The 26,995-nt window shown below is 43.9% G+C and carries 23 protein-coding genes; 10 read left to right on the top strand and 13 right to left on the bottom strand.

Features of this window, described 5'->3' with window-relative positions; all coding sequences use genetic code 11:
- Positions 1–6: 6 nt before the first annotated feature.
- The 11 genes from vasI to tssB all read right to left on the bottom strand — a co-directional run bounded on the left by vasI (position 7) and on the right by tssB (position 12,520).
- The gene (gene vasI, locus GOL65_RS17025) at positions 7–693 is read right to left on the bottom strand and encodes a type VI secretion system-associated protein VasI (protein WP_140918271.1); all 687 of its coding nucleotides are present in this window, start codon (positions 691–693) and stop codon (positions 7–9) included.
- A complete protein-coding gene (gene tssH, locus GOL65_RS17030) occupies positions 684–3,395 on the bottom strand; it encodes a type VI secretion system ATPase TssH (RefSeq protein WP_179038467.1) in 2,712 nt (903 codons plus the stop codon). The genes vasI and tssH overlap by 10 nt, the downstream gene beginning before the upstream one ends.
- Positions 3,396–3,407: 12 nt before the next feature.
- Positions 3,408–4,172: a type IVB secretion system protein IcmH/DotU gene (icmH, locus tag GOL65_RS17035; RefSeq protein ID WP_140918269.1), complete on the bottom strand. Its 765-nt coding sequence runs from the start codon at positions 4,170–4,172 to the stop codon at positions 3,408–3,410.
- Entirely contained in the window at positions 4,172–5,515 is a 1,344-nt protein-coding gene (gene tssK / locus GOL65_RS17040) for a type VI secretion system baseplate subunit TssK (protein ID WP_140918268.1), read from the bottom strand. Before tssK ends, icmH begins: the two co-directional genes overlap by 1 nt.
- Before the next feature lie 9 nt (positions 5,516–5,524).
- Positions 5,525–6,049: a type VI secretion system lipoprotein TssJ gene (gene tssJ, locus GOL65_RS17045; protein ID WP_140918267.1), complete on the bottom strand. Its 525-nt coding sequence runs from the start codon at positions 6,047–6,049 to the stop codon at positions 5,525–5,527.
- Positions 6,046–7,284, bottom strand: coding sequence for a type VI secretion system-associated FHA domain protein TagH (tagH, locus tag GOL65_RS17050; protein WP_179038468.1), 1,239 nt, complete (start codon positions 7,282–7,284; stop codon positions 6,046–6,048). The genes tssJ and tagH overlap by 4 nt, the downstream gene beginning before the upstream one ends.
- 2 nt (positions 7,285–7,286) lie before the next feature.
- Positions 7,287–8,264, bottom strand: a complete 978-nt coding sequence (gene tssG / locus GOL65_RS17055; RefSeq protein ID WP_140918265.1) for a type VI secretion system baseplate subunit TssG — start codon at positions 8,262–8,264, stop codon at positions 7,287–7,289.
- Positions 8,243–9,967: a type VI secretion system baseplate subunit TssF gene (tssF, locus tag GOL65_RS17060; RefSeq protein ID WP_140918264.1), complete on the bottom strand. Its 1,725-nt coding sequence runs from the start codon at positions 9,965–9,967 to the stop codon at positions 8,243–8,245. The genes tssG and tssF (GOL65_RS17060) overlap by 22 nt, the downstream gene beginning before the upstream one ends.
- Before the next feature lie 32 nt (positions 9,968–9,999).
- Positions 10,000–10,416, bottom strand: coding sequence for a type VI secretion system baseplate subunit TssE (gene tssE, locus GOL65_RS17065; RefSeq protein ID WP_130591976.1), 417 nt, complete (start codon positions 10,414–10,416; stop codon positions 10,000–10,002).
- 3 nt (positions 10,417–10,419) lie between these two features.
- Positions 10,420–11,907 carry a type VI secretion system contractile sheath large subunit gene (tssC, locus tag GOL65_RS17070; RefSeq protein WP_140918263.1) on the bottom strand — a complete coding sequence of 496 codons (1,488 nt, stop codon included), beginning with the start codon at positions 11,905–11,907 and terminating at the stop codon, positions 10,420–10,422.
- Between the two features lie 100 nt (positions 11,908–12,007).
- Positions 12,008–12,520: a type VI secretion system contractile sheath small subunit gene (gene tssB, locus GOL65_RS17075; protein ID WP_407657524.1), complete on the bottom strand. Its 513-nt coding sequence runs from the start codon at positions 12,518–12,520 to the stop codon at positions 12,008–12,010.
- Between the two features lie 650 nt (positions 12,521–13,170).
- Here tssB and GOL65_RS17080 point away from each other — a divergent pair.
- The 7 genes from GOL65_RS17080 to GOL65_RS17110 all read left to right on the top strand — a co-directional run bounded on the left by GOL65_RS17080 (position 13,171) and on the right by GOL65_RS17110 (position 24,120).
- Positions 13,171–13,686 carry an Hcp family type VI secretion system effector gene (locus tag GOL65_RS17080; RefSeq protein ID WP_130591973.1) on the top strand — a complete coding sequence of 172 codons (516 nt, stop codon included), beginning with the start codon at positions 13,171–13,173 and terminating at the stop codon, positions 13,684–13,686.
- A 77-nt stretch (positions 13,687–13,763) separates the two neighbouring features.
- Positions 13,764–15,515, top strand: coding sequence for a type VI secretion system baseplate subunit TssF (tssF, locus tag GOL65_RS17085; protein WP_140918261.1), 1,752 nt, complete (start codon positions 13,764–13,766; stop codon positions 15,513–15,515).
- 84 nt (positions 15,516–15,599) lie between these two features.
- Entirely contained in the window at positions 15,600–17,873 is a 2,274-nt protein-coding gene (locus GOL65_RS17090) for a type VI secretion system Vgr family protein (RefSeq protein WP_179038469.1), read from the top strand.
- Between the two features lie 50 nt (positions 17,874–17,923).
- A complete protein-coding gene (locus tag GOL65_RS17095; protein WP_140918259.1) occupies positions 17,924–19,252 on the top strand; it encodes a hypothetical protein in 1,329 nt (442 codons plus the stop codon).
- Positions 19,249–20,316: a DUF6531 domain-containing protein gene (locus GOL65_RS17100; protein ID WP_140918258.1), complete on the top strand. Its 1,068-nt coding sequence runs from the start codon at positions 19,249–19,251 to the stop codon at positions 20,314–20,316. The genes GOL65_RS17095 and GOL65_RS17100 overlap by 4 nt, the downstream gene beginning before the upstream one ends.
- Complete coding sequence (locus tag GOL65_RS17105) at positions 20,288–23,656, top strand: RHS repeat-associated core domain-containing protein (RefSeq protein WP_140918257.1); 3,369 nt, start codon at positions 20,288–20,290, stop codon at positions 23,654–23,656. Before GOL65_RS17100 ends, GOL65_RS17105 begins: the two co-directional genes overlap by 29 nt.
- Positions 23,653–24,120 (top strand): hypothetical protein, encoded by a 468-nt coding sequence (locus GOL65_RS17110; RefSeq protein ID WP_140918256.1) that lies wholly within the window; start codon positions 23,653–23,655, stop codon positions 24,118–24,120. The genes GOL65_RS17105 and GOL65_RS17110 overlap by 4 nt, the downstream gene beginning before the upstream one ends.
- A 184-nt stretch (positions 24,121–24,304) precedes the next feature.
- Here GOL65_RS17110 and GOL65_RS17115 read toward each other — a convergent pair whose 3' ends face one another.
- Both GOL65_RS17115 and GOL65_RS17120 read right to left on the bottom strand, forming a co-directional pair.
- The gene (locus GOL65_RS17115) at positions 24,305–24,640 is read right to left on the bottom strand and encodes a SymE family type I addiction module toxin (RefSeq protein WP_140918255.1); all 336 of its coding nucleotides are present in this window, start codon (positions 24,638–24,640) and stop codon (positions 24,305–24,307) included.
- Positions 24,641–24,707: 67 nt separating this feature from the next.
- Positions 24,708–25,049, bottom strand: a complete 342-nt coding sequence (locus GOL65_RS17120; RefSeq protein WP_140918254.1) for a helix-turn-helix domain-containing protein — start codon at positions 25,047–25,049, stop codon at positions 24,708–24,710.
- 273 nt (positions 25,050–25,322) lie between these two features.
- Between GOL65_RS17120 and GOL65_RS17125 the strand changes: the two genes are divergently transcribed.
- The 3 genes from GOL65_RS17125 to GOL65_RS17135 are packed head-to-tail and all read left to right on the top strand — an operon-like array spanning position 25,323 to position 26,914.
- Entirely contained in the window at positions 25,323–26,102 is a 780-nt protein-coding gene (locus GOL65_RS17125) for an RHS repeat-associated core domain-containing protein (RefSeq protein WP_140918253.1), read from the top strand.
- Positions 26,099–26,584, top strand: a complete 486-nt coding sequence (locus tag GOL65_RS22305) for a DUF4329 domain-containing protein (protein WP_140918252.1) — start codon at positions 26,099–26,101, stop codon at positions 26,582–26,584. The genes GOL65_RS17125 and GOL65_RS22305 overlap by 4 nt, the downstream gene beginning before the upstream one ends.
- 12 nt (positions 26,585–26,596) lie before the next feature.
- Positions 26,597–26,914 (top strand): hypothetical protein, encoded by a 318-nt coding sequence (locus tag GOL65_RS17135; protein ID WP_140918251.1) that lies wholly within the window; start codon positions 26,597–26,599, stop codon positions 26,912–26,914.
- The last annotated feature ends 81 nt before the right edge of the window (positions 26,915–26,995 follow it).

Consider the following 26,995-nt stretch of genomic DNA (forward strand, 5'->3'; position numbering starts at 1 on the left):
GCTAATTTACCATCTGCATGCTTGTCGAAGGGGAGCAATCTCTTTTGATAATCCGGAGATTGGGAAAGACAGCCCGTTTAACGCCGGATTTTCTGATTCAATCAGTAACGTTTCTGCATTCAGCAGGCGCGATATTTCAGAAATGCCCGGCAATCCCCGACTGCTTTCCAGCAGTAGCCCGTTATCACGAATAAACCAGTGGGAACGAAACGACACGCCGGTATTGGTTTTTAACAGGATATCGCTCTCCTGTTTATTAGGCAGAGGGCTAAAGAACGCGATTTGCATACGCGTAATATTGTCCTGACAGCTGAAAATAAGCACCGGCCGGGGAGGTTTAGTCCCCAGCGCAGGTGTAGTAATAATGACTTCTGGCGATAGTGCCCCTTCAGCACTGGAAACCAAAAATCCAGTTGAGTGAGATTCCCGTTGTTTTTCCAGCGCCAGCGCCTTTTTCACCGTATCGCTACGTTCAGATTCAGCAGCTTGTGGTGCAGCACCATCCTGAGTTTTAAACAGGTTGTCATAACAGGCCAAACGCAGCAGTGGGGACTGCTCGTTGCGACACTGGAGCATACTCTTCTCCAGTCCTGCACCATCTTTAAGCTGAGGCTGCGACGTAGCGGCAAAAGAGACCAGCGAAACCAATATGGTCAGTGACCATTGGATAGGGGAAAGCCCGGCTATTCGCATATCGGTTCCTCACCTACATAGGAGGTAAACTGATTATCTTCAATACTGAAGCGAACATAATCGATAGGCTCATTGGCCGCCATTTTGTTGAGCAACTGCAGGGAAACCGGCGGCAGCAACTGACCATCGATAATCGACTCCAGCATCCGTGCACCGTTTTCAGAACGTGTTGCTCTGGCAATAATTTGCTCATGAACATCATCGTCAAATACTACTGATGCGCCAAATTTGCCCTGTAGCGTTTTTTCCAACTTATGCAGTTTGCCCTGAACAATAACCGTCAGAACCTCTTTGGAAAGCGGAAGATAAGGCACGATTTCCATACGTGCCAGCAGGGCTGGTTTAAAGAAGTCAGCTAATTCTTTATACAGGCGGTCATTAATCTCTTCCGGTCGATCGGCATACTCCACAATGGTTTGATAACCAAGGTTGGAGGTCAGGAAGAACACAATATTTTTACAGTCAATAATTCGGCCTTCGCCATCGGCCAGTTCGCCTTTATCAAACGCCTGGTAGAACAGATTGAGCACGTCCGGATGGGCTTTCTCCACTTCGTCCAACAGCACTACGGAATACGGTTTTTGACGAATGCTTTCCGTCAGAATGCCGCCTTCACCGTAACCTACATAACCCGGAGGTGAGCCAATCAAACGCGAAACCGTATGTTTTTCCTGATATTCCGACATATTGATGGTGGTCAGATACTGGCGACCACCAAACATCAGTTCAGCTATCTGAATCACCGATTCGGTTTTGCCTACCCCACTGGGGCCAACCAACAGAAATGCACCCAGCGGACGGCCAGCGCGACGTAAATCGGCACGGGCAGTGAGCAGGTGTTTATGCAGGTTTTCAATGGCTAAATCCTGACCTTTAATTTCTACGCTGAGGTATTTAGGTAACTCGGTAACAATAGACAGCTCATTTTGTGAGATACGATTAAGAGGAACGCCGGTCCATTCAGCAATGACTGAAGAGATCTGTTTTTTATCCACATGAGGGGAAACCAGCAGCTCTTCTTTTTGCAGTTCAACTAATTCAATATTCAGCAGGGTGAGCTCTTCCAGTAATGCCTGCTCGGTTTGTGCTGCTTCATCTTTATTGCCATCTGCTTGTTGTTGCTCTTCAGCAGGAACTTCAGTCTCTGTTACGGGCTCTGTTGGTGTCTTAACCTCAGCTTCTGCTGGAGAAAGTAAAATCCCTCTAAGCTCAATGATGCGATGTACCAGCATTTGTTGCTTCTGCCACAGAGCATTAATACGTTCGAGCTGCTTTTGTGCATCTTCACATAGCTCTCTTAATGCGCTGATGCGTGAGGCGTTATCTTTCAGCCCTAAACGATGTTCCCGCTCCAGTAAATCAATCTCTTCATTGAGCTGGTGCAGGGTGTTTTCCAGCACTGAAACCTGACGAGGAGGAGAGGTTAGGTTAATGGCAATTCGGGTGCAGGCGGTGTCCAGTACGTCAATAGCTTTATCCGGTAATTGGCGACCAGAGATATAACGAGAACTCAGGTAAGCAGCGGCTTGCAGCGCATCATCATCAATCAGAACGCCATGAGATTCCTCATAGATTTTACGCAGACCACGCATGATGATAACTGCCTCATCGGCAGTGGGTTCACTGACTTTAACCAACTGAAAACGACGGGATAGGGCGGCATCTTTTTCAAAGTATTTTTTATATTCGCTCCAGGTGGTGGCAGCGATAGTTTTGAGTTCACCCCGGGCCAGCGCAGGTTTCAACAGGTTAGAAACGTCCAGTCCACCCTGTTGGTTACCGGCACCAATTAAGGTATGGGCTTCGTCAATAAACAGAATTACCGGAGTAGGGTAATGTGTCACTTCAGACATAATGCCTTTGAAGCGTTTTTCAAACTCACCTTTAACCGAAGCGCCAGCCTGAAGAGCCCCTAAATCAAGGGACATAATTTGTGTGCCGCGCAGTTTATCCGGTACTCGATCCAGCGCTATTCTGATCGCCAGACCTTCAATTAAGGCACTTTTACCAACGCCGGCATCACCAACCACAATCGGGTTGTTCTTTCTGCGACGGGAAAGAATATCCACCATCAGATCGATTTCTTTATCGCGGCCCAGCACCGGGTCCAGCTTGCCATCAATGGCCTGTTGGGTGAAGTTAGTGGCATATTTGCCTAACAGCGAAGCTTCGCCGCTATTGGCATCACCGGCTCCAATGGTTTTGCCCATTGGTTTTTCAGATACGCTTTCTGCTGAACCGGTAGTCCAGTGGTGGAACTGGCTTTGCAGCAAGTCTTTGTTAATTTGCGTGAGTAGTTGAGCTACCGGTTTTGACACATAACGATTCGGGCTATGCAGTAAGGCCAGTAAGATAACGCCGGTACGCAGGTTGCTCTCTTTTAGCTCTGCGCTGCCAAGCAGCAGTGCATCCTGCAATAGCTCAACCAGCAATGGGGAAAAACTGGGGGTGGTTTGTCCCTGTTGGGCGTTGTCCACCGGCGTTTGTTCCAATAGCTGGCGCAGGCTTTCTGGCTCAATATTGGCCTTAGATAAAATTTGCCGAATATCACACAGCACGGTTTCCAGACTCTGCAACAGAAAGTGAGACACCGTAATTTCGGAACTCTGCGAATTCACGCAGGTTGCAGCAGTACTTTCAAAGATATGTCGGCTAACGGGATTTAGCTGTTGGATTAATTTTGGCAGTTCAATACGGATCATCGCTAATTCCTTTTATTTAAGCAGCATATTCAGTTGTTCTAAAATACTGGCGCTTTGCGAATTGAGTTTGGACAGATAGATAAAATAGGCCAGTAACAGAACGCCTACCGCACCAATTACGATGTGGCGGGTAGTTAACTGTTTAGGTAAAAAGTAGCGGGCAGGTTTTTTCGCACCAATATGCAAACGGGTTGATGCAGGCTCGCCATTGAGTGATTGCAACAGACTTTGCAACCGACGGAACAATCGTTCAAATTCATCATTGTTGGCGTTCTGAACCTTGTAACGACCACGGAATCCCAGGCCAAAGCACAGATAAATAAATTCCAACATATCTTTGTAGCGTTTAGGTTCGTTCATTAAACGCTCGGTAATCTGGAATACCCGCTCACCGCCCCAGCCTTCATTATGAAAATGAATCAACAGCGATTTGTGGGTCCAGTATTTTGCCAGTGAAGAGTCGGCACTCATCACGCATTCGTCGATAAAGGTACAGAGCACATAGCGGAAAGTGACAATCGAACCGGGTTCATAACCTTCCATTTCTAAAAACTGCTCAATGCTTTCGATATCGGTCTGAACCTGACGATACAGGTAATCAGGTTCAGGAAGGTCCACAGAGAGATCCTGCATTCGCAGGATCATGCCCAATAGTGGCGTGGCGGCATCAATAATAGGGTTAACATTGCGCCCGCGCAGGGTTAATGAGTACTGTTCCAGTTTGTTCAGGTAACGGCTGGACTGGTCGGCTCCGTGCCATAGCGGCTGTTCACTCATTATTTACTCCTTACTGCCCAGAACTGCAGGTCAAGCTCAGGGAAATTACCGGCAACATGGAAAGCAATGCTGTTTGATTTGATAACCTCTTCCCATTCCGCGGCCTGACTGTCCAGTTGGAAATAGATGTATCCCGCATGGAACGGCAACTGAGGTGGAGCAGCAGACAGCGGAGTGAGCGGAATACCCGGTACCTGTACGCGAACCAGATGCTCGATTTTGGTTGGGGTCGAAATCTTGGTTTGCTGAACAAACAGACGAATAAGCTGGTCTTGAGGGAGTTGAGCTTTGACTGCCAGTACGAAGTTGGCGGTTCTTAGCAGCTCAACATCGTTGATCACCCCGGTATGTACGCCGCTGCGGTCAATCAGTGGAATCGGCACCGCTCTTGGCGTCAGAACAATGCTTAATGCCAGACGGGTTTTCAGGATTAAATCTCTGAAAGTACGCGTCAGGTCATCGTGGTTATACAGTTGGAAATCCTGCGCTGTTTTTGACTCGGACGTGAAGGTCATCAATTCTGAACAGGTTTTGGTCAGCATTAAATACAGGGTTTCCGGATGTACGATCTGGGTGTGGGCCAGATGGCGATAGGTCGGCTTAGCTGAATTAAGCAACTGCAACATTAAGAATTCGGCAACGCCGGATATTCCCTGTTGAGTCGGAGAACCGATTTTATCCGACAGCTGTCTTGCCCGTTCCGCTACCAGGTTTGCCACTTCTTCCAGAAAGGTTTGCAGATGTTGCGCTACCCGAACCTTCGAAATGGTCGGAATAAAGGTTTCATCCAGCGTTAACATTCCGTCAGCACCCACCTCTTTTATGCGGCACAGGGGAAGCAAAGTGTAAGCACTCAGGTTGTCGGAACCTCTGATCAGGCGAGGAGCCAGACGGGCAATACTCACCTGTACATAGTTACCATTTTGGGTATGTAAATCCCTGATCTGGTGTGGATGATGTTTAAAACGGGAGATTTCAGACAAGTTATCTGAGTCATGATGAATTTCAGTAATCGCATCACTCACAATCGGCAGCGCCAGATAAATATCACGGCTATCGGTGCTGGGAATATCACGAATCTCAATAGGCTGAGGAGGAATATCTTCAAAAGGAATATCAAACAGGGTTCCGTCCGGCATGACGCCTGCCGCATCGGTAATGCTAACGCGCCCCAGTTTCAACATTTCGTGGTCAATAGAGAGTCTGCTGAAGCCATAAGAGTAATTAACGGCTGCATCCACTCTGCCGTGAACCAGATAATCAAGGTGTCGTTGCTGCTGTTGCAGATGCTGTGGCGCGATTGAAAGACCTTCACGCCAGACTACGCGATTCTTATTTGCCATGTTATTCCCTTAAGATTTCTTTATTTCGACTTCGCCGGCGCGCAAGTGAATAAGTATTTTGTATTTTTGTCCGACCCCATCGATATCAACGATATCCATCCAATACACTTCCCCTGTATCTGAGCCGGTATAGTGAGCAATCACTGCCAGAAACTGAGTTTTAGCCTCAATCTTCATGGACTTTAACGGCTTGAATTGTCCTGGCTCCAGGGTGTAGTCCTGATGGTCGATGTAGTTTTTTCCCAGAATCTTATCCAGTGGTTCAGTGGCAACCTGGTAGTAATCGGTGCTGAGTAGCTTTGAGTCATCTTCTAAATAGATCACCTGAATATCGGTAGGGGAAGCTTCTCCCTCCAGATTCGGGTTAATGTTTTTATCCGCCAGAAGCGTGAACTCAATTTCGCTAGGGTTCTGGTCCGGGTAACCTACCGGTACATCCGGATCGGTGACCACGGTATAAACCTTCTTGGAAACTTCACAGCCAGACAGCATCAGACTGATGAAGATCAGAATTACTGCCCCGATGAGTTTCATAACCGATCCTTTCCATCCAGTTCTTGTTGCAACTGACGAATGTGTCTGTCGTAAGACTGTTCGTATATTTCCCAGAACAGTTTTTCAAACCCTTGCTGACGGTTAGAAGTCAGTTCATCAAAGTAGCTGCTGTACATTTCCCAGGCCCAGTTACTGTCCGGCGCGCTCTTTTCATTAGCCCGGCGATAACGCAGGAAACGGGCGATAAGCGCCTGAGGTGAAAAGGCTTTAAGCAGGGTGGTAAGCGCTTCAGAGATCGCCATTTGGTTGGCACTATGATGCAGGCGAATCTGATTTAAACTCTCGGAGAATGCCGAAGGCGCTGACAGATGTACCGGACACTTATCGGTGGAGTACAGCAGATTGAGCATCTCGTCGTAGCTAAGCTTAAGATGAAGCGGATTGTCTTCAATGGGTCTCAGATGTTTATCTGATGAATAGAGATTGGCAGAGTGTAATGAGCTTAGCCCTTCAATTACGGCTCGAATGCTATAACCAATTTCTTCCAGCAAATCATAGGCTTCTTTACTGTCTTTCAGATTAATGTGGTGTTTCATCCCCTGAAACAACGGATTGATCGCCAAATGCGTCAGATCGTTATCTATTGGCATATAGTCATAGCCCTGTTTCTCTTCTAACTGAATGGTGTGATCCAGTACATTCTGTGTGGTGATCGTTGGTTGTATGGTGCGTGGAGGCTGAGAAACGGGGGCCTGTTCTGAATCCAGTACTTTCATTGGGTCGAGAGGCAGAGATGAAATCACCTGAGTATGTTGAAATTCAGGTAAGGCCAAATCAGCCGCAGATGAACCTGACTTTCTGGAAAGAATTTCATTAATGGTGTCATGGTGATTAGCAATGATGTCTTCAGGGCGCATGGATAGCGGATCCTGATACAGCTTACCGTCAGGATTAACCTGAACTTTTATTTTGAAATCAGATAATTTAAGAATGTCCCCATGCTGCAACCGCACCGGTTTAGCCTTGGCAAACAGGTCGACATCATTCAGATATAAATCAGGGGCATAAGCGCTGATGCAAAAGTGGGAATCCACCATATCAACTTTAGCGTGCAGAGGCTCAATTTGCCCCTTTTGATTTTGAATGGACCAGAAATTGTCAGGATTACTGCCAATGGTTGCACCTTGTGAACCAATGAGAGTATTACCATGTTTGCCACTGGCGAGGCTGTCGTTATTAAGTATCTGAAGCGTCAGCGTGTTTGAATGATTCATAATTACTCCTGCATCTTCAGCATAATGCTGGGATTGCGTGGTGGTTCTTGCAAAAAGGTTGTCCAACCTAAATAACATCCGGTATCACTGCCTAATGTCATGCTGCTGAGTTGGTTTTGAGCCAGTACTAACTGCAGGTCCCAGGCGAACTGATCCCTCAAAATGAATGAAACAAAGTTATGAAGCGCATGATGGAGCGAGCCGGTAGGCAGGAATTGCTCCATCTTTTCACGGCTTAATTCACTGATAGTCAGAATAAATTTTCCGCTGTAATCAGGAATATGGGTGCCGATAATGAAATTGTCCCCCAGCACCGAATTAGCCAGACCAATGCGGTTTTGTTGCTGTTGAGGAATGGCGACACGGCGAAACTGCCATGACTGAATTTTTACTGAAGAGAGATCGAAACAATGGGCAATCAGCGACGCCATCAGGTGAGGCGAACGGCCTGAACTGGCAAGAATGCCAGCATATGAAAGCATCTTGCTTTGGTTGACCTGTAGTGATTGCCGAATGCTGGTTTTTCCTAACCCAACCAGCGCAAACATACGTTGAGAAAACTCATCTTCGCCGCTGTGCTTGTAGCAAATGTAATAGCGATATTTACGCCAGATTTTGTACAAATAGGTCGCCAGGCGATGATTAAACAGATCGAGCAGGGCGGTTAAGCGGTAATCCTGTTGGATCTCTTCCCAGGCCATATCTTCCAGATAGTAATTTGGCAGTGGGGAGTGAGTACCGGTTAAGCTCAGAAAAGGGAGCTTGATCTGTATTTTGTTATCTTTAAAGGTCACCGCAGAGATATCTCTGGTGACAAAGGCCAGTGATGGATTACTGATGAACTGAATAAACTCCTTATGCGGAGGTAAATTCAGTAAGTTATCAATATCCACATGGCTTGATTTTGCCAGTAACTCAATCAGCTGATAGAAATTATATTTTTCCGCCCGTTCCGGAATCAGGTATTCATCAACGACCATTGGTACACCTCATGTGTTGATGCATTAACCAGTTCCAAAAAGTGGAATGAATTGACAGTGGCATATTGTGAGTAGAAATGAGCAATAACTGCGCCAAACAGATACATTTCCCCAACGTTGTTAAATGCCACCGGTGAAATAACCAGCGTTGACTTATGTCCTTCGATAATTAATTCGTTGTAATACTGCTGATGAGGTTCGGATTCAAAACTATGAATAGACGCCAGTAACTTACTCATCGATTTTTCCGCTCTCTGGCTATAGCGGGTAGTGAAATTGTAATTTTGTAAAATTTGGCACAATGAGTGCTTGTTCAGCAGGGACAGATAGTTCAACGAAAGGGAAGAGATAGTCGTCCACTGCAAACTGCCATCCAGGTCCGGGCGGATAACCCGTGAAGGGTAAGTTACATTACTCAATGAGACAAAGTGTGGAATGCCTTCGCCGCCAAGACTAATATCTCCAATTCTTAATTTCTGGGCTTCGTCCCGATTACTGCATAACGCACGAATAGAAATCACTTCATCATGGTTAAAATGCTGAGCTTCATCACCTCTGACAAAAGAGAGGGAATAAGCGATCTGTTCCTGTTCGCGATCCGGCTTACGATTAAGATGAAAATAAAGCGGAGTCTCACCGTTTTCATAGCTGGTCTGATGAAGAAAACTGTCAAACGGCGTGTATTTGCGCGCCTGATTCTTGCTCCATCCGCTGATGCTATCAATGGCAAATAACTCATAATAATCACGATGTTGATGATTGATATATAACGGATATTCGGTTTTATCACCATCAAGAGAAATAGGTTCACAATCGTGATAGAACAGATTAATTGCCGGCGCACAGTTGATTTTGATGGAATCAACGGTCAGTTTTAACGTTGCGGGCAACGGGCGTTTGAATTTAAACGCCAGAGTAAATTCTTTGGTGTTTAAACGGTCCAGATAGTCAGGAAAACCCTTAAAGTCGAAGAACAGAAAACCTTCGGTAAAGGTAAAATATTCGTGCAGTAAACGGTATCCGGCGTAGGTATTGGTTGGATAATCCAGAATAGCCTGAGCCGCATCAAAACCAACGGGAATAGCCTGTAAATCTGGCATCGGCAATGACTGACCATTAACCGTCAGGGTGACGCTGGACAGGTATTCTGCCAGATAAAGATACAGTTGAGAGCCGGTCAGGATATCGGCTCCCAGAAACAGTCTTAGCCTGTCGAGACCAACGGTCGACAGGTTCTGATTTTCATCGCCTTGGGCACGGAAATGCAAATGGATAGTATCCATTGATGCTTTAACCGTTTGGTCAATCTCAAATGGCATGACCCAGGTACTGCGCGTTGTTCTGAACGTACAGGAACGAGAGTGTTCCGCAGTTATTGGACTTAATACGGTAGCATGGCTCGGAATTTCTACCGCTGTTTTATTGTGAGTTTTAAATTCAATAATGGTGGTACTGGGGGTTTGCTGCAGGTAATTTGGCCACAGCATATCCATCAGGTTAGCGGTGAGCTGAGGATATTCCTGATTAATTCTGGCGTGCAGCAGACTGCTTAGATAGGTAAAACCATCGAGCGTGCGGTTAACGTCCGGATCGAAATAGGGCTCTGACAAAAACTGGGAGGCCTGAGGGAACTCCTCAACGAATTTCCTACTCTCCTCATTAAGATAGTATTTTTCTTGTTTAATATAACTATCTGGCAGCATATCATCCCTAATCAAGCTCAAAAAATACGTGGCTAAATAACTTCTAATTTATTGTTATTAATATGAATATCGAGTTCGATTCGTTCTACATCGTAAACTTGTGCAATTTGGGCAATGACCGAAAAATAATAGGTAAAGGTAATCGGGTCCTGCCGCACCACAACCTGGGTTTGACTGATACGCGGCTCATAGCGTGCAATGCAGTGGCGAATCGACTGACATATGGAACTCTGAATTTCTTCAGTACTAAGCAGGGCATCATTAACATCAATAATGCCCAGCTCTTTGGTTCCATGGCATTCACCCGGCCTGGCGTTGAAAATATGGCGCAGATTGTTTTTGACTGACAGGATAAAGGCCGCGTCTCCTTTGAGTCGCGGCTGATCGTTCTGTAATCGGTCAAACAGGCTGCCTTTACTGCCGGTATTCCAACGTCGTAAGGTCGCCATGTATTACTCCTTGTCCAGGCGTCCTACCAGCGAGAGTTCAGTGTATGAACCCATACTTTTCAGATGTGGACGGAGTAACAGACGCGTTTTCACCCAGCCTGGTTCGCCCGGGACATCGCTAACGGTTAAGCTGATAGCGCGGAATGGACGACGGCAGCGAACATCTACCGGTGGATTTTCCTGATCGGAAACATACTGCTTCAACCAGGTATTCAGGTTGCGTTCCACGTCGGCTGATTCCTGATAAGAACCAAGTTTTTCGCGCTGAATCACTTTCAGATAGTGGGCAATACGGGTAGACAGCATGATGTAAGGTAATTGAGTACCCAGTTTGCTGTTGGTTTCTGCCGCTTTACCTTCGTCAGTATTCGGGAATTTCAACGGTTTTTGTACCGACTGAGCAGAGAAGAATGCAGCGTTATCTGAACCTTTACGCATGGTCAGAGCAATAAAGCCTTCTTCCGCCAGTTCGAACTCCCGGCGATCGGTAATCAGCGTTTCTGTAGGGATCTTGGTTTGCAATTCACCCATGGCTTCAAATACGTGTACCGGCAGATCTTCAACGGCACCACCACTTTCAGGTCCGATAATATTCGGGCACCAACGATATTGAGCAAAACTATCGGTTAAACGGGTACCAAATGCATACACGGCATTGGTCCAGAGATAATGCTCATGGTTATGGCTGACATCTTCTTCGTAACCGAAGCTTTTCACCGGATTATCCATCGGTGAATAAGGCAGACGAGCCAGGTTTCTTACTGTTAACAGGCCAAGCATTCTGGAGTCTTCGGCTTCACGCAGAGAGCGCCATTTGGTGTAGGTTGGACTTTCAAATACCGAACTCAGCTCTTTGATACTGTCTAACTGGGTATAGCTATCAATACCAAAGAATTGCGGTGCGGCAGAAGATATGAATGGCGTATGAGCCATCGCACCTACTGCAGAAGTGTATTGCAACAGTTTGATATCCGGCGCGTTAGGTAAAAATTGATAATCCGCCAGAATAGCGCCAATAGGTTCACCACCAAACTGACCATATTGTGCTGAGTAAACGTGCTTATATAAACCAGACTGAGTAATTTCAGGTGCAAACTCGAAATCTTCCAGCATTTCATCTTTGGTCACATACAGCAGGTTGATTTTGATATTTTCTCTGAAATCGGTACGGTCAATTAACAGTTTTAACCCGCGCCATGAAGATTCCATTTTTTGCAATTCTTGATTGTGCAAAATCTCATCAAGCTGGACGCTGAGTTTTTTATCCAGTTCGGCAATCATGCGATCAACCAGCTGTTTATTAACTGGTTCTTCGGTATTTCCCGTATCCAGAAGGTGAGAAACTAACGTAGCGATACCCTGTTTAGCGATATCGTAGCTTTCATCAGCCGGTGAATAGTTGGTTTGGGAAGCAATCTGATCCAACAAGCTCATTGAGCTAAGCGCTTGCTCTTTGGATTCAGCAGCAACATTTTGTTCAGCTATAGACATAAAAAGTAATCCCTTGTTAAAACACGAATGCAATCACATTGTGGTTGCACATAAACCATGAATTTATTTCACCGGTTTTCATTGCAATGTGATGCAATACTTAGTGTTTATCCGATTCAGTTGTCATGCTTAGCTCGCGCAGCAGCTGCTCGCGGCTTGTTTCATCACCAAGAATGGCTTCGATTTGAGCGCGAAATGCGGGCTTATTACCTAGTGGGCCTTTCAGGGCTACCAGTGATTCCCGGAGTTCAATCAGTTTTTTCAACTCAGGAACGGCCTGCGCAATACTGTCCGGCGATAGGTCTTTAAGGGTTTCAACTTTCAATTTGATAGGAATTTCAGATTCAACTTTTGAATCATCTTCTAAACGATTAGGGACTGAAAATTCAAGTTCAATACCTGCATTAGCCATTACCGAATCAAAAGTATATTTATCAATTGATATTGGCTTACGCTCTTCTATTGGTGTGTCTTGAGTTTTTCCTGTGAAGTCACCTGTCACTAATACGTGGAAAGGCAATTCTTTTTCCGCGACCTGACCGTTTGTTTCAGTTGTATATTTAATGTTGATACGTTCTTTGGGTGCAACACTACCTTTTTTACCAGCCATGATTAATCCTTTGCTAACTAGATCCTGGGGAGTAAAGTGTATTTAATTAAATCTAATCTGAATTTTAGATACGTGTGCCACAAACAATAATGGTCAAAATTAAAAAGGGCAATAGCAATTATATATATTTTTTTAATTTTAAATGTTTCCATTGCGTTTGTTTCTTTATTTTATTTTTTATAAAAATCCTTTTATTTTCATGTTATTATTTAATTTTAAGTTAATTAATTATTATATTTTGATGATGTTGTTATACGTCATTTTTTGATATTGCTAAGTTTGAAAACTGGTAAAAATGACAGGTGTAAATATGATGAATATATGTATAACATATTTAAAATAACTAATATTAACTAGAGCTTGAATGCGTTTTGTTATTTTTTTAAAATTAAACATCTATCATGTTGTGGTTTTTTTCACTTAAGATAAATGGATTTCATTATTTGTTTTTAAGTGCTGTCTGTTTGAATGATAGGTATTTTTTTTGATAATTGATATTCATGTATCGGAAATGGAATTTAGACATGAATGTATTTTAAGTAAATTTTTAATAAATACATTCATCGTTTTAAGAAATTTAGAATGGCTTGCTGATAGTCAGTAATAGTTATTCTGAATACACACTTGGCAATCAAATGTTAAAGGAGAATGCGATGCCAACACCACCTTTTGTATCCATCACTGGAAAAACTCAAGGCAACATCACTCAGGGTGCTTATACTCTTGAGTCTGTTGGTCAGGGATTTATTGAAGGTCATGAAGATGAGATGATCGTTCAGGAAGTGAAACATCAAGTCTTCGTTCCTACCGATCCGCAAAATGGTCAGCCTTCAGGCCAACGTCAACACAAACCTCTGGTTCTTACTATTGCGCTTAATAAAGCTGTTCCACTGCTTTATAACGCATTAGCGGCGGGTGAAAGCTTGCCGGAAGTAGCACTGAAATGGTACAGAACTTCTCCTGATGGTAAGCAGGAGCACTACTTCACTACCAAACTGGAAGACGCCACTATCGTTAATATGGATTTAGTGATGCCTAACAGCCAGGACCCATCTCAGTCTCATTTCACTCAATTGCTTGATGTGCATTTAGCCTATCGCAAAATTGATTGGGAACACGTAGTTGCCGGTACTTCCGGTGCAGATGACTGGCGTAAACCAGCCGTTTGATTGTAGTGTTTTTATATTGAAAATAGCCGCATCCATACTGATGCGGCTATCTTGCATAGACAATACAAGGAGTCAGTATGGAGCTAAGGGATTGCTTCAAGGACGAGCTGCAATACATTAAGCAATTAGCTGCCGAGCGAGCAAACCAAAATTCAACATTTGGGGAGTTTCTGCAATCTTCAGAAAACGATGCAGACGTTGAGTTTTTGTTTGAGCACTTTGCATTTTTGATGGCTAAACTGCGTCAAAATGTGGATGACGCGTTCCCGGAAATTACGCAAAACTTGCTATCTCGAGTATGGCCTACGCCAATCAGGCCAATACCTTCCACATCGATTCTTAATTTTCGACCTAAGTCAGATGAAATTTATCGGTTGATGAAAGGCTGCCGGGTTGAGGCCGATCTGGGCAATGATGAAGCCTGCACTTACCAACTGGCAAGAGACGTTAAAGTTGTTCCTTGTCTTATTCGTGACTGTACATTGGTTAATACCCCAACTAACGGCATGATGAAACTGAAGGTTGAATGGCAAGGGAGTATTACCAAACAGGGTGAGTGGGTAACCGAGCCATTTACACTGTTTTTAAGCCCGGACCTGCAAACTGCCGGGCTGCTGCAATTATGGTTACAGCAATATCTGGAAAAGGTTTCGGTAGTTTGTGGTGACAAACGTTTTTCGCTATCTAATCGCGTGATCCAAACTTTTACTCCTGACGCAGAAAGTCTGATTCTTCCGTTAGATATTCCGCTATTTTGGCGTCTGCAACTGCTACAGCAATATTTCCATCTTCCTCATGTAAATGACTTTATTACTATCGATTTTAGTTCTGAATTGGATGCTGTTCTGCTGAATGAGGATGGTACCTTTGAACTGCATTTTGAATTTAATCAGCCGTTATTGACGGATAAAACCATTGATATCACTACGGCTTTTTTCCCCAATTGCGTACCGGTTATCAATCTTTGCCAGAGTCAGCCCCAAATTGTTGATTTTGTAAAAGGGCAAAGTACCTATCAGTATCAGGATGAAGTGAATCATAACGTTTATCAGATTAAGTCCATATATTCGATTCTTGAATCTGGTGTACGTAATTCTCGTGGTGATTCAGTTAATTATCTGCCGATAACTCAATTTACTACTAATAACTTTGATCATAGCCAAATCTACTATCAGTGCATGCTGGAACATAACGTTAAAGATGAAGCGCAAACACTGATCACATTTATTGATAGTCAGGGGAAACGTATTATCGATTTCCCTAATAAAACATTTTTTTGCGATGTGTTGGTGACCAATGGGCAACTGTGCGATGGGTTAGAAATTGGTGATATCTGTATGCCAACGCTGGACATTTCTAATAGCCTCAATTTTTCTAATATTACCCGGCCAACTCATGAAATCGCACCGTTGGTGGATAGCCACAGCCACTGGCCCATTATTTCTCATTTATCTCTCAGCCCAATGTTTTTAAAAGATTTGGCAGCAATTAAACAACTGCTTACCGATCTGAATTTCCATATTCATACCAGTGCACCGTTACAGCAACTGAGCGAACAGCGCCTGTCGGGCATTGTCAGTCTTAAAACCCAGGCACTGGACTGGATTTGGCATAAAGGGGTGATGAAACGTGGATTGGAAATGGTGTTAACCCTGAATCCTGACAATTTTAGCGATGATGGGGATATGTATCAGTTTGGTTTCATTTTAGGAAATGTACTTCCGTACTGTATGACAAAAAATAATTTCCTGATGATGAAAATCGTTAATAGCAAAACCCAGCGATTATGGTCTCTGCCACCAATTTTAGGTGGAAGAGAGCAAATTTGATGAATAAAACTCATCGATAGATTGTGCCACCCCATGATGGGAGTGACATGCGCATTATGTTGATGAAATATAGGGATGTAGGTTATGGATACCGGATTATATTTCTCATGCAAAATTGGCAGCCTGCCGGAAACAACGTTTGATGTAGTTGATTTCACGTTGGAAGAGGCTTTATCGACGCTGTTTACTTTAGAGTTAACCGTTGCCAGCAATGACGACAGTATTGATATGGATGAGCAGCTACTGCAAAAAGCCTCATTAACCGTGATGGTTGATGGTGTGGTAAAGCGCACTGTTAACGGCATTGTTGCTGCAGCTTTTCAGGGCGACAGCGGTTTTAAACGTACTTACTATAGTTTTGTTATCCGTCCTGAAATGTGGTTATTGACACTGGTACAGGATAACCGGATTTTCCATTTCAAATCTATTCCAGACATCCTTGATGAATTGCTGAAAAAGCATAGTGTTCGTGTTGAATCTAAGCTGATTGATACCCATAAACAATGGGAATATACCACCCAGAGAAACGAAACCGATTATGACTTCTTCTGCCGGCTTGCGGCTGAAGAAGGAATAGTTTTCTGGTTTGAAGAAAACAGTATGTTTTACAGTGACAGCCGCACCGGAATGAAGGGCGGTGAGAAATTACTGTATAACGCACATATTCAGAGTGCCAGCAGAGATGCGGTTATCCATCGCTTACGCTATGGGGCTAAAATGACACCAAATGCGGTGCATCTCAAAGATTATAAGTTTTCTCACCCTGATGTTGGTTTAGATTTCAAAACTAAAAATCTGAAAAAACGACCAGCGTTCACCATGTACGATAGCTATGGCCGTTACGATGATGATGGTGTTGCCCAACAATATGCCAAATACCGTTTAGAAGCTTATCAGGCGGATAGCCTGTCAGGTAACGCCGAAAGCAATACGATTCAAATGATGCCCGGCAAAATTTTTACTATTGCAGAACATTCTAATGCAGCACTGAATGACTCCTGGCAAGTGGTTAATATTGTCCACAAAGGCTCATTGCCTCAGTCGGTTGCTGACGAATCGGTAGATAAGGTTGCTGCAATTACCAATAGCTTTACTTTTATTCCTGGCTCCGTTGACTGGCGTGCCCCGTTTATTGCTAAACCTACCGTACACGGCGATGAAACAGCCACGGTAGTGGGGCCTGCGGGAGAAGAGATTTACGTTAATGAATATGGTCAGGTAAAGATTCATTTCCACTGGAATAAATATGATGCCCCTGACGAGAATGCGTCATGTTGGGTGCGTACCAGTCAGGCCTGGAATGGTGATGGCTTTGGTATGATGGCGATTCCACGAATCGGGCAGGAAGTGGTAATCACTTATATCAATGGTGATATCGATCAGCCAATGGTTCTAGGTACCTCTTATAACGGCAAAAATAGCCCGCCGCTGGATTTACCTGCTGCAAAAACGCAAACATCGTTTAAATCTAAAACCCATAAAGGTGGTGGATTTAACGAGCTAAGGTTTGAAGATTCTGACGGTCAACAGCAGTTATTTATGCATGCGCAAAAAGATATGAATACCAGCGTGCGTAATAACAGAACCACTGATGTTGATGTGGACCATACGGAAAATATTGGTCAACACCAAACCGTTAATGTCACTGCGAATCAGAGTACCAATGTAGGTGGCAACCAGAGTATTGATGTTACGGGAGATCGTACCGATCATGTCGTCAAAAATGAAACCACCAATGTTGATATTAATCAGACGCTTACCGTAGGTGGCGATCAATCCATTACCGTCACTAAAAACCGTACCGATAACGTCAATATTAATGAAACCGTAGAGATAGGTGCGAATCAGGATACAACCATCAAGGGGAACCATACGGTTAAGGTGACGGGTACGCAGGATATTACGGTAACTGGCGCAGAAAATACCACCTATCAAAATCTCCACAATTTTACCGTTAACGGCAACCATGATGCTAAGTACCTTTCCAATCAAGTTCTGTTTGTTCAGGGCACTCAAACTACAACGGTAAATGGCACTAAAACCGCGACTATTCATGGATTGATGACGGAGAACTTCCAGGCTTCCCATAATATGAATGTTACAGGAAGCCAGACGATTGTAGTTACTGCGGCACAAAACCTTCAGTCCCAAACGCTTACCATCACCGCGGCAGACCAAATTGTTATCGGTTGCGGCAGTTCTCAAATCACCATGGATTCCGCCGGGAATATTCAAATCATGGGCGTGAAAATCACTGTAGCAGGGCAAAGTGAATGCAGCACGGTGGCGCCTAAAGTTCATTCTAATGGCATGACAGAGAATATTGTTGAAGGTGCCGTAGTGAAACTGAATCCATAACGGATGAAGGATCTTCAGCCAGACTGAAATAATTATAAAGGAATTGAACCATGGATAGTTGGCAGCCTTCAAACCCGGTGGAACGTCGCTTTATGCTGGCTCATGAGGATGCTTTAGCATTTGCTGAGCAACCACAGGCAAAGTTGTTTTACTGGCAGGCGAATGAGGACGATCTCCATTTGCTTAATACCTATTTTCAAGTTCAGCAGGAAAATGGGTGCTGCACCATGCAGTTTACCGATGATTTTACCTCCGGTGATAAGTATGCCGCCCTGATAGCACAAAATATTATCAATTTTTATGACCAGCGACGTGATGGGTCTTTAGCTCAGGGAATCGGGGCGGACTGGCAGGTGCCGGAAAAAGAAAACGGTACAACAGAGACGCAATATTTGCTGCAGATAGCGCATAGTCTTATGCAACACCATCCTGATATTTTTCCTGGTTTTTTATGGGTGTTCTCTCCGGGTAATTTGAAAAGCCTTAGCAAGACGGAATCCTGGTTAGGTGAGCTATTAACCGAAACCCTGTCAGGCGAGTGGGCCTCCGATCGCATCCGTTTTGTGGTGTACACCATGGAAACGGACCTGTTTAATAAATTATCCGATAGCCATCCTCAGGCCGTTTATCGGGTAAATGGCCAGTACCATTGTGAAAACGTTCCCAGAGAAATGATTGCAGAATCAAATGAGCGTGGGGACAGCGGAAAGTTCCGGCGCCTTTTTGTTGAACTAACAGAAACACTAAAGAATAACGACCCTCAACGTTTAGAGAATTTATCCAAAGCGGCATTAGCTATCACCAATAATGCCAGATGGTTTGATCAGAGTGTGGTTGTTCACTTGATTGGCGGCGCTGCTTACCTGAAATGGCAGGATAAACCGCGCTCTTTACAAGCCTATGGTGAGGCATTGACCTCTGCTGAGCAGGCAAAAGAAGAGGGGCATCCTGCAGGTAATAAACTGATTGTAAATGCCCTTTTTGGTATTTGCAGCGTGTATTACATGAATAAAGAATATGACTTGGCGGCAAGTTATTACGATCGAATTCCTGAATTTTCTTTAGCCGATGCAGATTATATTTTGACTGTGGAAGCCGACAGAATGCGTGCTGAGTGTTGGGATAAGGCTAAAAGCCCGGCTAATGCTTTCAGTGCAGCATTTGAAGGGATTGATGCCGGACTCAATATGGAGCCGGAACTACGTAAACAGAGTTCATTACCTATTTTAACCCATTGGCTTTATAAGCATATTGGCCTGACCAATATGCGCTACGGAGAAATGCGCGAGAAGTTCGCCTTATTGTATGGGGATGACTGGGAGCAGTTTGTCAGCCTTGATCCGCTTAAATCATCTCAGGAAGAGGAGAAGAGAGTATGAGTCTTCTGGCATCAACGCATTTATCTCCTGTTGTAGGGGTGGATGTTCATATGGTGAACGTTCCAGCACCGGCTCCTATTCCTCATCCACATGTTGGTCTTGTTCTGGATTTCCGTGAAATGGTTAACGGGGCTAAATCTTTTGTGGGTTCATTAGTAATGAATTTTGTTCAGGAGAACGTTCCTGCGGAGATCATGGAAAAGGTAGGGCAGGCGCAGGAGGCGATTGCGCTGGCTAATGCAATAAGAAGCGGAGATCTTAAGTCAGCGGCAGGCCAGGTTGGCGGCAAAATATGGAACAGTGAAGCCGTACAGGGTAACCCGATGGTTAAATCTGCGCTTGGCGCGGTAAATTCGGTGAAAGATGCCTTAGGGGCAGGTGTTGGACAGGGCGGAGGTTCTGACAGACCAGTATTGGTCAATAATTTGCTACGGGCTACGGTAGGAACCAATTCACGCCATATCCCCGGGTTACATTTCCCTCTGGGGGCGGGTTACGCGCAAAAACTCCCCTCCTGTGATGCCGAAGCTTTCATGGGAAGTAAAACTGTTATTGTTAACGGTGACCCATTCTCTTATCTGGCGCTTCCTTCGTTAAGCTGCTGGTTTGTTGGTATGTTACCAATCAAGAAAAATGGCGCCCATACGGAAAGAAGAGAACTTTCATTACCGACGGCAGTAACGTTACCGATACCTGTTGGTCGCCCGGTTCTGGTTGGTGGTCCACCTACGTTAAACTTCCTGGCGATTGCATTGGCGCTGTTTAAGGCGTTTCGAGGTTCTAAGCTGGCTAAAAAACTGTTTTCAAAATTACCGCCGGGTTTTGTTAAATGTAAAATTTTTGATGCTGAACCGGTGAATTCCATTACTGGTGAAGTTATCGTTCAGCAAAATGACTTTGAAGTAGATGGGCGTTTTCCACTGATTTGGGATCGCTATTACTCAGGCCATCAGGCATATAATGGTGCAATTGGACATATCTGGTTAACTCCAGCGGATATTCACCTCTCTTTAGTCGTTACCGAAGGCATTTTAGGTGCATTTGCTCAGTTCCCCCGATCATAAAACCGCATTTGAGATGCTACCTGCTTATGAAGGTTGGGAACATCACAGTCTGGACTGGCAGCAAGGGCATGCCATCTATCGTTTGAACAATGAACTAATTTTAAGAACCAGAGAGGGTGTTGAGTACCATTTTCCACTTCCGGGTGACTGGCAGCATCGGGTAGAGCAACTGGAAGAGGATGAGCAGTTATCCCTTTGGTTTAGTCGGATGGAAGACCTGAATGGTAACGGTTGGCGTTTTGAACGGGATAAACAACAGCATCTCCAACAGTTGGTTGAATATTGCCTTGAAGGCGATACCGGGCGCCAGATTACTTGCCATTATGAAGGGCGATATTTAACCGATTTGGTGCTATATGAAAGTGCTGCCGATAATACCGGTGTGCTGCTGGCGGGATATCGGCAGAATAATCATGGCGATATGGTGTCAGTTCTGGATGCTCATCAGCAGTCATATGATTTTGAGTATATTGATAATCACCAGATGGTGCGCCATACAGACCGCAATGGTTTGTCATTTTACTATGCCTATACATTGTATGAAGACCAGATTCAGCGAGTGCACCGCGCCTGGGGCGATCATGGTCTGTTTGATTATGCGTTTGCCTACCATCCTGAGCGTCAGGAGACGTTAATTACTGACTCTCTTGGTCATACCACTATTTTGCAATATGATGAACGACAACTTCCTTTAGTTCGAATCGATCCGCTGGGGGGAGTTAAATCCTATCAGTACGATGGTCAACAACGAGGAATATCGGAAATTGATCCGGGTGGTAACAAAACCGAATGGGAATATGACCAGCGGGCAAATATTGTCAGCCGCCGTTATCCTGACGGAAGCGGTATTAGTATTCGCTATGATGAAAGAAACAAGCCGATTGAGATTGTTGATGCTGAAAATCAGCGTTGGCAACAGCAGTGGAATGACAACGGTAATCTGATTAGCCAGAAAACCCCGTTGGGTCAGGAAAGCTGGTATAGCTACGATATGCTGGGGCAACTGGTTGAGGTCCATAGCGGGCAGCAGCAGACAAAACTAACTTATGATGAGCTAGGTTTTATTCGTCAGCTTCAGGACATTGCCGGGCGAGTAACTGATTTTCAGTTTGACCGTTTTGGTCATTTGCAAAAGCGTCGGTTGGCTAATGGTGATGAGACTCGCTATCAGTATGATAAAAAAGGGCGATTGATCTCATGTCAGTTGGAAGATGGGGAGTTTATCAGTTGCCGCTATGACCATGAAGATAATCTGATTGAGTACCGCGATCGCGGTAAAAAAGTGACTAAATTTGCCTATTTTGGTCAGGGGCGGTTATCGCAGCAGACGTTGCCGGACGGTAATTCACTTCAATATCATTACAATACCGAAGAACAACTGATTGGTGTAACCAATCAGCGTGGTGAGCGCTGGCAGTTAAATCGTGATGCGGTTGGTCGCCTGATTGAAGAACGGGATTATTGGGGAAAAGCACGTAGCTATCATTATGATGAGGCCGGTTATTTAACCCAGAGCCTTAACCCGTTAGGCCAGTTACTGGCAGTTACCTGTGACAAGATGGGGCGGATTGTCAGTAAAGCTCCGCAGGGGCAGCCAGAAAAGACGGAAACCTATGCTTATAACAAACGGGGTCAGTTGACTCTGGCGAAGAATCAGCATAGCGAAGTGACGCGTCAATATAATCAAGTTGGTATGCTAATTCTGGAGAACCAGCAGCAGCAGGATGTGACGGCTCGTCTTGAGTATGTATATAACCTGTCAGGTCAGCTATCAGAGCAACATCATCAGTTACGGCATCACAGTCAGTCAAAAGAAACGGCGTTTAACCAAGCGCTGCGCTTTGAATACAACGAGCTGGGGCAACTTATTCGCCAGCAGGTGGATGACCATGCACCAATCGAATTTGGTTTTGATGAGATTGGTCGCCTGACTAGCCAGAAACAGAGCGAAGCCGTTATCTCGACCTTTGAATATACCAAAGCAGGGCAATTGAAGCGCCAAAGCCTGCATCGTAGCGGTAGCGTTCACAGCGATTCTATTGATTATCACTATGACGTGTCCGGCAATCTGGTGATGCGCAGTGATAGCCGTGGTGGAACCGATCGTTATTTCTACGACGTATTAGGTCAGATTACTCGTCACAGCAATCCAATGGGGGAGATCCACGATTATGTTTATAACGCGAATGGCGATCGGTTTGTCGAAAAAGAGAATCCGGAAGGTCAGCGTGAACTGACGTTTAATGACGGGATGCAATATCGCCTGAATCAGGCTGGTCAGTTGATTGTGCGTGAAGACGGCGAACGAAGTGACCGTCTTGAATGGGATGAAAATGAGTGTCTGAGCGGATTTTATCGTACCGGAGAGCGCGGTGAACGTTATCAGTATCACTATGATGCACTAAGACGGCGTATCCGTAAGACCTGTATCGATATACGTGATCGGGTTGAGAAGATTACCTATTTTATCTGGGATGGGGATGCACTAACCGCGGAAGTCAGTTTCTCACCGGTGGCGACAGGGGCAAATGCCAAACTGGATAGTCGCTTCTTCATCTATTACCTGAATACCTTTGAGCCACTGGTACTACAGTGCAAACAGCAGGGTATCGGCAGTCTCGCTCCACCGGAAGAGACCGGTTACTATTTCTATCAAAACGATCCGAATGGTATGCCGTTGCGGTTATACGACGCCCAAGGTGATATCGCCTGGAGTGCCCACTACACCGCGTTTGGTCGGGTAGACCAACTGGATGAAATAAAAGTTAAGCAACCGCTACGACTTCAGGGACAGTATTTTGATGAAGAGAGTGGTTTACACTATAACCGACATCGTTATTATGATCCGCGTACGGGGATTTTTGTTTGTCAGGATCCGATTGGGTTGGTTGGGGGGATTAATCCTTATCAGTTTATAATAAACATATTAGGGTGGGCAGATCCATTAGGTCTAACTGGTGAAGAAACAGTTACTGTATATCGTGTCGAAACTAACAATTCAGGGAGTCAACGAGTTCTTATTGATGATGCGAATAATATTTCTATTCCAGATAAATCAAAAATGCTATTTTTAAATTTCGGCAGTTCGGAAAGAGCTAGTGCATTTCGTGGTAGTGGTGATGATAAGAAAGTAAAATCTTTCAAAGTTAAGAAATCATTCTTAGATAAATTGAGAGAAACATCTATGACAGAAAGAGAGTTAAGCCGCTCGAAATGTAAGTCAGATAAAACAAGACCTTTAAGAGTAGATAAAGGGACGGCTGATCAATATGGACTAAGAACTCAACAAATCAATGAATTGATGGATAATATTATACCAAATTCAGGTGGGGAATCATGACGTTTTTGGAGTCAGTCAAAATAGAATTGGAAGATGAGAGAAAAAGACTATTATCTTCTATAATAACTGAAAAGCATGAAGGGATTATTGTCGAATATGTCGCTTCCTGTAGTGTTGGTAATGCCGAAATAATATCGAAAGAGTCAAAAAAAATATTGTTACTAATTAATGAAAATAGTTTTCCAAAATGGCCAGATTTAAATGAATGGCTTTCAATTTTACCAAAGACTTTTACCGATCTATTTTCTAATTCATTTGATGAAGAAGATTGGGGGCTTAGTGACTGGCTTTATTGGTTTGAGCTTGAAAATAGAGCTTGGTTTTTATGGAATGTAGAACAGCTAGACGGTATTTCTTTAAAAATTAGTATATTAATTTATGAGCATCCATTTCCATCTGAATCATTGGAGGTTTTGTTTATGAAGTTAGGAACAAGTGAGCTTAAAGAAAGAAATATATACTGAAAAATGATGCTTTATTACTTATAGCCTTATTTGAACTAAATGGGACTGTAATTTAAATTGTTTAATTACTTGGCTGGAGAAGAACCCAGATCTTCGAGCCATCGGCCTCATTAATCGCCGATGGCGGGTTGGTTTTAACCTCTCTACGGGATGTATTCCACAGTGTAATAACGTTCAGCTTCGTTTACTGCCTTAAATCTTCATTCCTTGGAGAGGGGGCTTTAGTGGCACTCCGCGTAGTACAGTTAGCTTGTTTAATCCCCCGCTGTTTTTGGCAAAGAGATTCCTGCTCATTTTTTAGGTTATCTACTTCGTTACTGTCCAGAACCAGTACAATACAGCCGTCAGCTATTTTAACTGTAAGATGTGCGCCGGTCTCAAACCCAGCCTCACGTAACCATTTACCCTTTAAATTAATATTTGGTGTACTGGTATCACCGTGCTTAGGCACATAACCAACAATATACTGGCGCTGTGCTTTGGAAATCTTCTTTTCTGAAATATAATCGTACTCAGCCATGATTAACTACTCCGTTTAGTTGTTTGTGGTGAGCAATGAGTACGGGTTGCAGCCCGTATTCATTGCGTTATTTCTTTCTGGAAGACCAGCGTTCGGCTTCATACTTGATAATCATCCCTTCCAGTAACTGCTTAATCACCTGTTGTTGTTCCGGTAACATATGATTAATAGCCTGAAATTGTAAGGCTAAATCAGTATTAGGTAGTAGCTCCTTCTCCTCAAAAATTAAAGAGTCAGTTGTCACTTTAAACGTTTGTGCCAATTTCTTAATCGCTTCAAGCGAAGGTAAAGCAGCACCGCCTTCATAACGCTTTATTTGAGTAACATGAATACCTATAACATTAGCTAATGCCTGTTGTGATAATCCTTTCTGTCTACGAAGGGCTACTAATTTATCAGCAAGACTCATTGAATTAATCTAATCAGAGAAATTTACTGCCATTTTAATGAATTAAAAATGCCTGCCTAATCTAATGTTGGTATCTTAATAGATGCTAAATTTGACCTCAAAAGGTTCTTCAAGTCTTTTGTAAGAAATGGAATATGGTTAGCATCTTTGGAACATAGTTACGATACCTGAAGTTTGTTGCCTCATTATTTTAGTTAGAGGAATAATTCGGTTAGCTAACTGAACAGCATCACCAGTTGCGCCCACAGTGATTCCATTGATTATCACTATGACGTGTTAGGGCAAATTACTCGTCACAGCAATCCAATGGGTGAGATCCACGATTATGTGTATAACGCGAACGGCGATCGGTTTGTCGAAAAAGAGAATCCGGAAGGCCAGCGTGAACTGACCTTTAATGACGGGATACAATATCGCCTGAATCAGGCAGGCCAGTTGATTGTCCGTGAGGACGGTGATCGAAGCGACCGTCTTGAATGGGACGAAAATGAGTGTCTGAGTGGATTTTATCGTACCGGAGAGCGCGGTGAACGTTATCAGTATCACTATGATGCGTTAAGGCGACGTATCCGCAAAACCTGTATCGATATGAGCGATCGGGTTGAGAAGATTACCTATTTTATCTGGGACGGCGATGCGCTGACCGCAGAAGTCAGTTTCTCACCAATGGCGACAGGAGTGAATGCCAAACTGGATAGTCACTTCTTTGTCTACTACCTGAACTCCTTTGAACCGCTGGTGCTACAGTGCAAACAGCAGGGTATCGGCAGTCTCGCTCCACCAGAAGAAACCGGTTACTATTTTTATCAGAACGATCCGAACGGTATGCCATTGCGGTTATACGACGCCCAAGGTGATATCGCCTGGAGTGCCCACTACACCGCGTTTGGTCGGGTAGACCAACTGGATGAAATAAAAGTTAAACAACCGCTACGACTTCAGGGACAGTATTTTGATGAAGAGAGTGGTTTACACTATAACCGACATCGTTATTATGATCCGCGTACGGGAATTTTTGTTTGTCAGGATCCAATTGGGTTGTTAGGGGAATGAATTCATATCAGTATGCATCAAACATATTGAAGTGGATTGACCCATTAGGGCTACAAAAAACACCATATACGGGTAGTTCTCAGGATGAAGTGGCCGCAAAGGTATTAGCACCTGCAAATGATAAATCAATTAGAAAAAATAAAGAATATGGAGGTTTAATATATGAAAAGAATGGTCAATATTATGCCACTATACCTGTAGCTGGTACTAAGGATAGATTTAGGCCTGCAGATGCATTACTACAAATCTCGAACGGAGCAACTATTGTTGGTGATTATCATACACATGGTGACTATTCCACATTAGATGGTAAAAGAACAGATAAAGATCATGATGAATTTGATAGTGATGAATTTTCTAAAAAGGATAAATCGATTTCAGACCAAGCAGCCTCTGGTTGTGAGAAACACAGATCATATTTGGGGACTCCTAGTGGGAAGTTTAAGGTATATGTTCCTGGTGTGGGTACTAAAACGTTATAGAGAGTATTAACAATGGCTTTATCTTTAAACAGCGAATTATTACTTGATGGAAAGATTTTTCTTGCACTGTGTCATAGTGAAAACTACTTATTAAAGATTTTTAATGAGCGTTATAATAGAAGTTGGTCTCTAGAAAAATATGAAATATTAATTGATGAATGTAAAAGTGATAATTATGTATCTATAGCTTTTTTACCTAAAACTAAACAGAATGTTAATGGTGTGCCTTTTGAAGTCCCAGTCAAAGGTATATGGGAAAATGGCCCGGGTATTGAGTTATATATATCGTTAGAGGATTATTCACTCTTGCGATTTAAAGGAATGCGTTGATTATTCTATTTTAGTAAATGGATGAATCCCAAAAATAAAAAAATGATTTTTTTGGGATTATAAATAGATGTAGTCTCCCCG

It is taken from the genome of Limnobaculum xujianqingii (assembly GCF_013394855.1).
In the GTDB taxonomy this organism is placed as follows: domain Bacteria; phylum Pseudomonadota; class Gammaproteobacteria; order Enterobacterales; family Enterobacteriaceae; genus Limnobaculum; species Limnobaculum xujianqingii.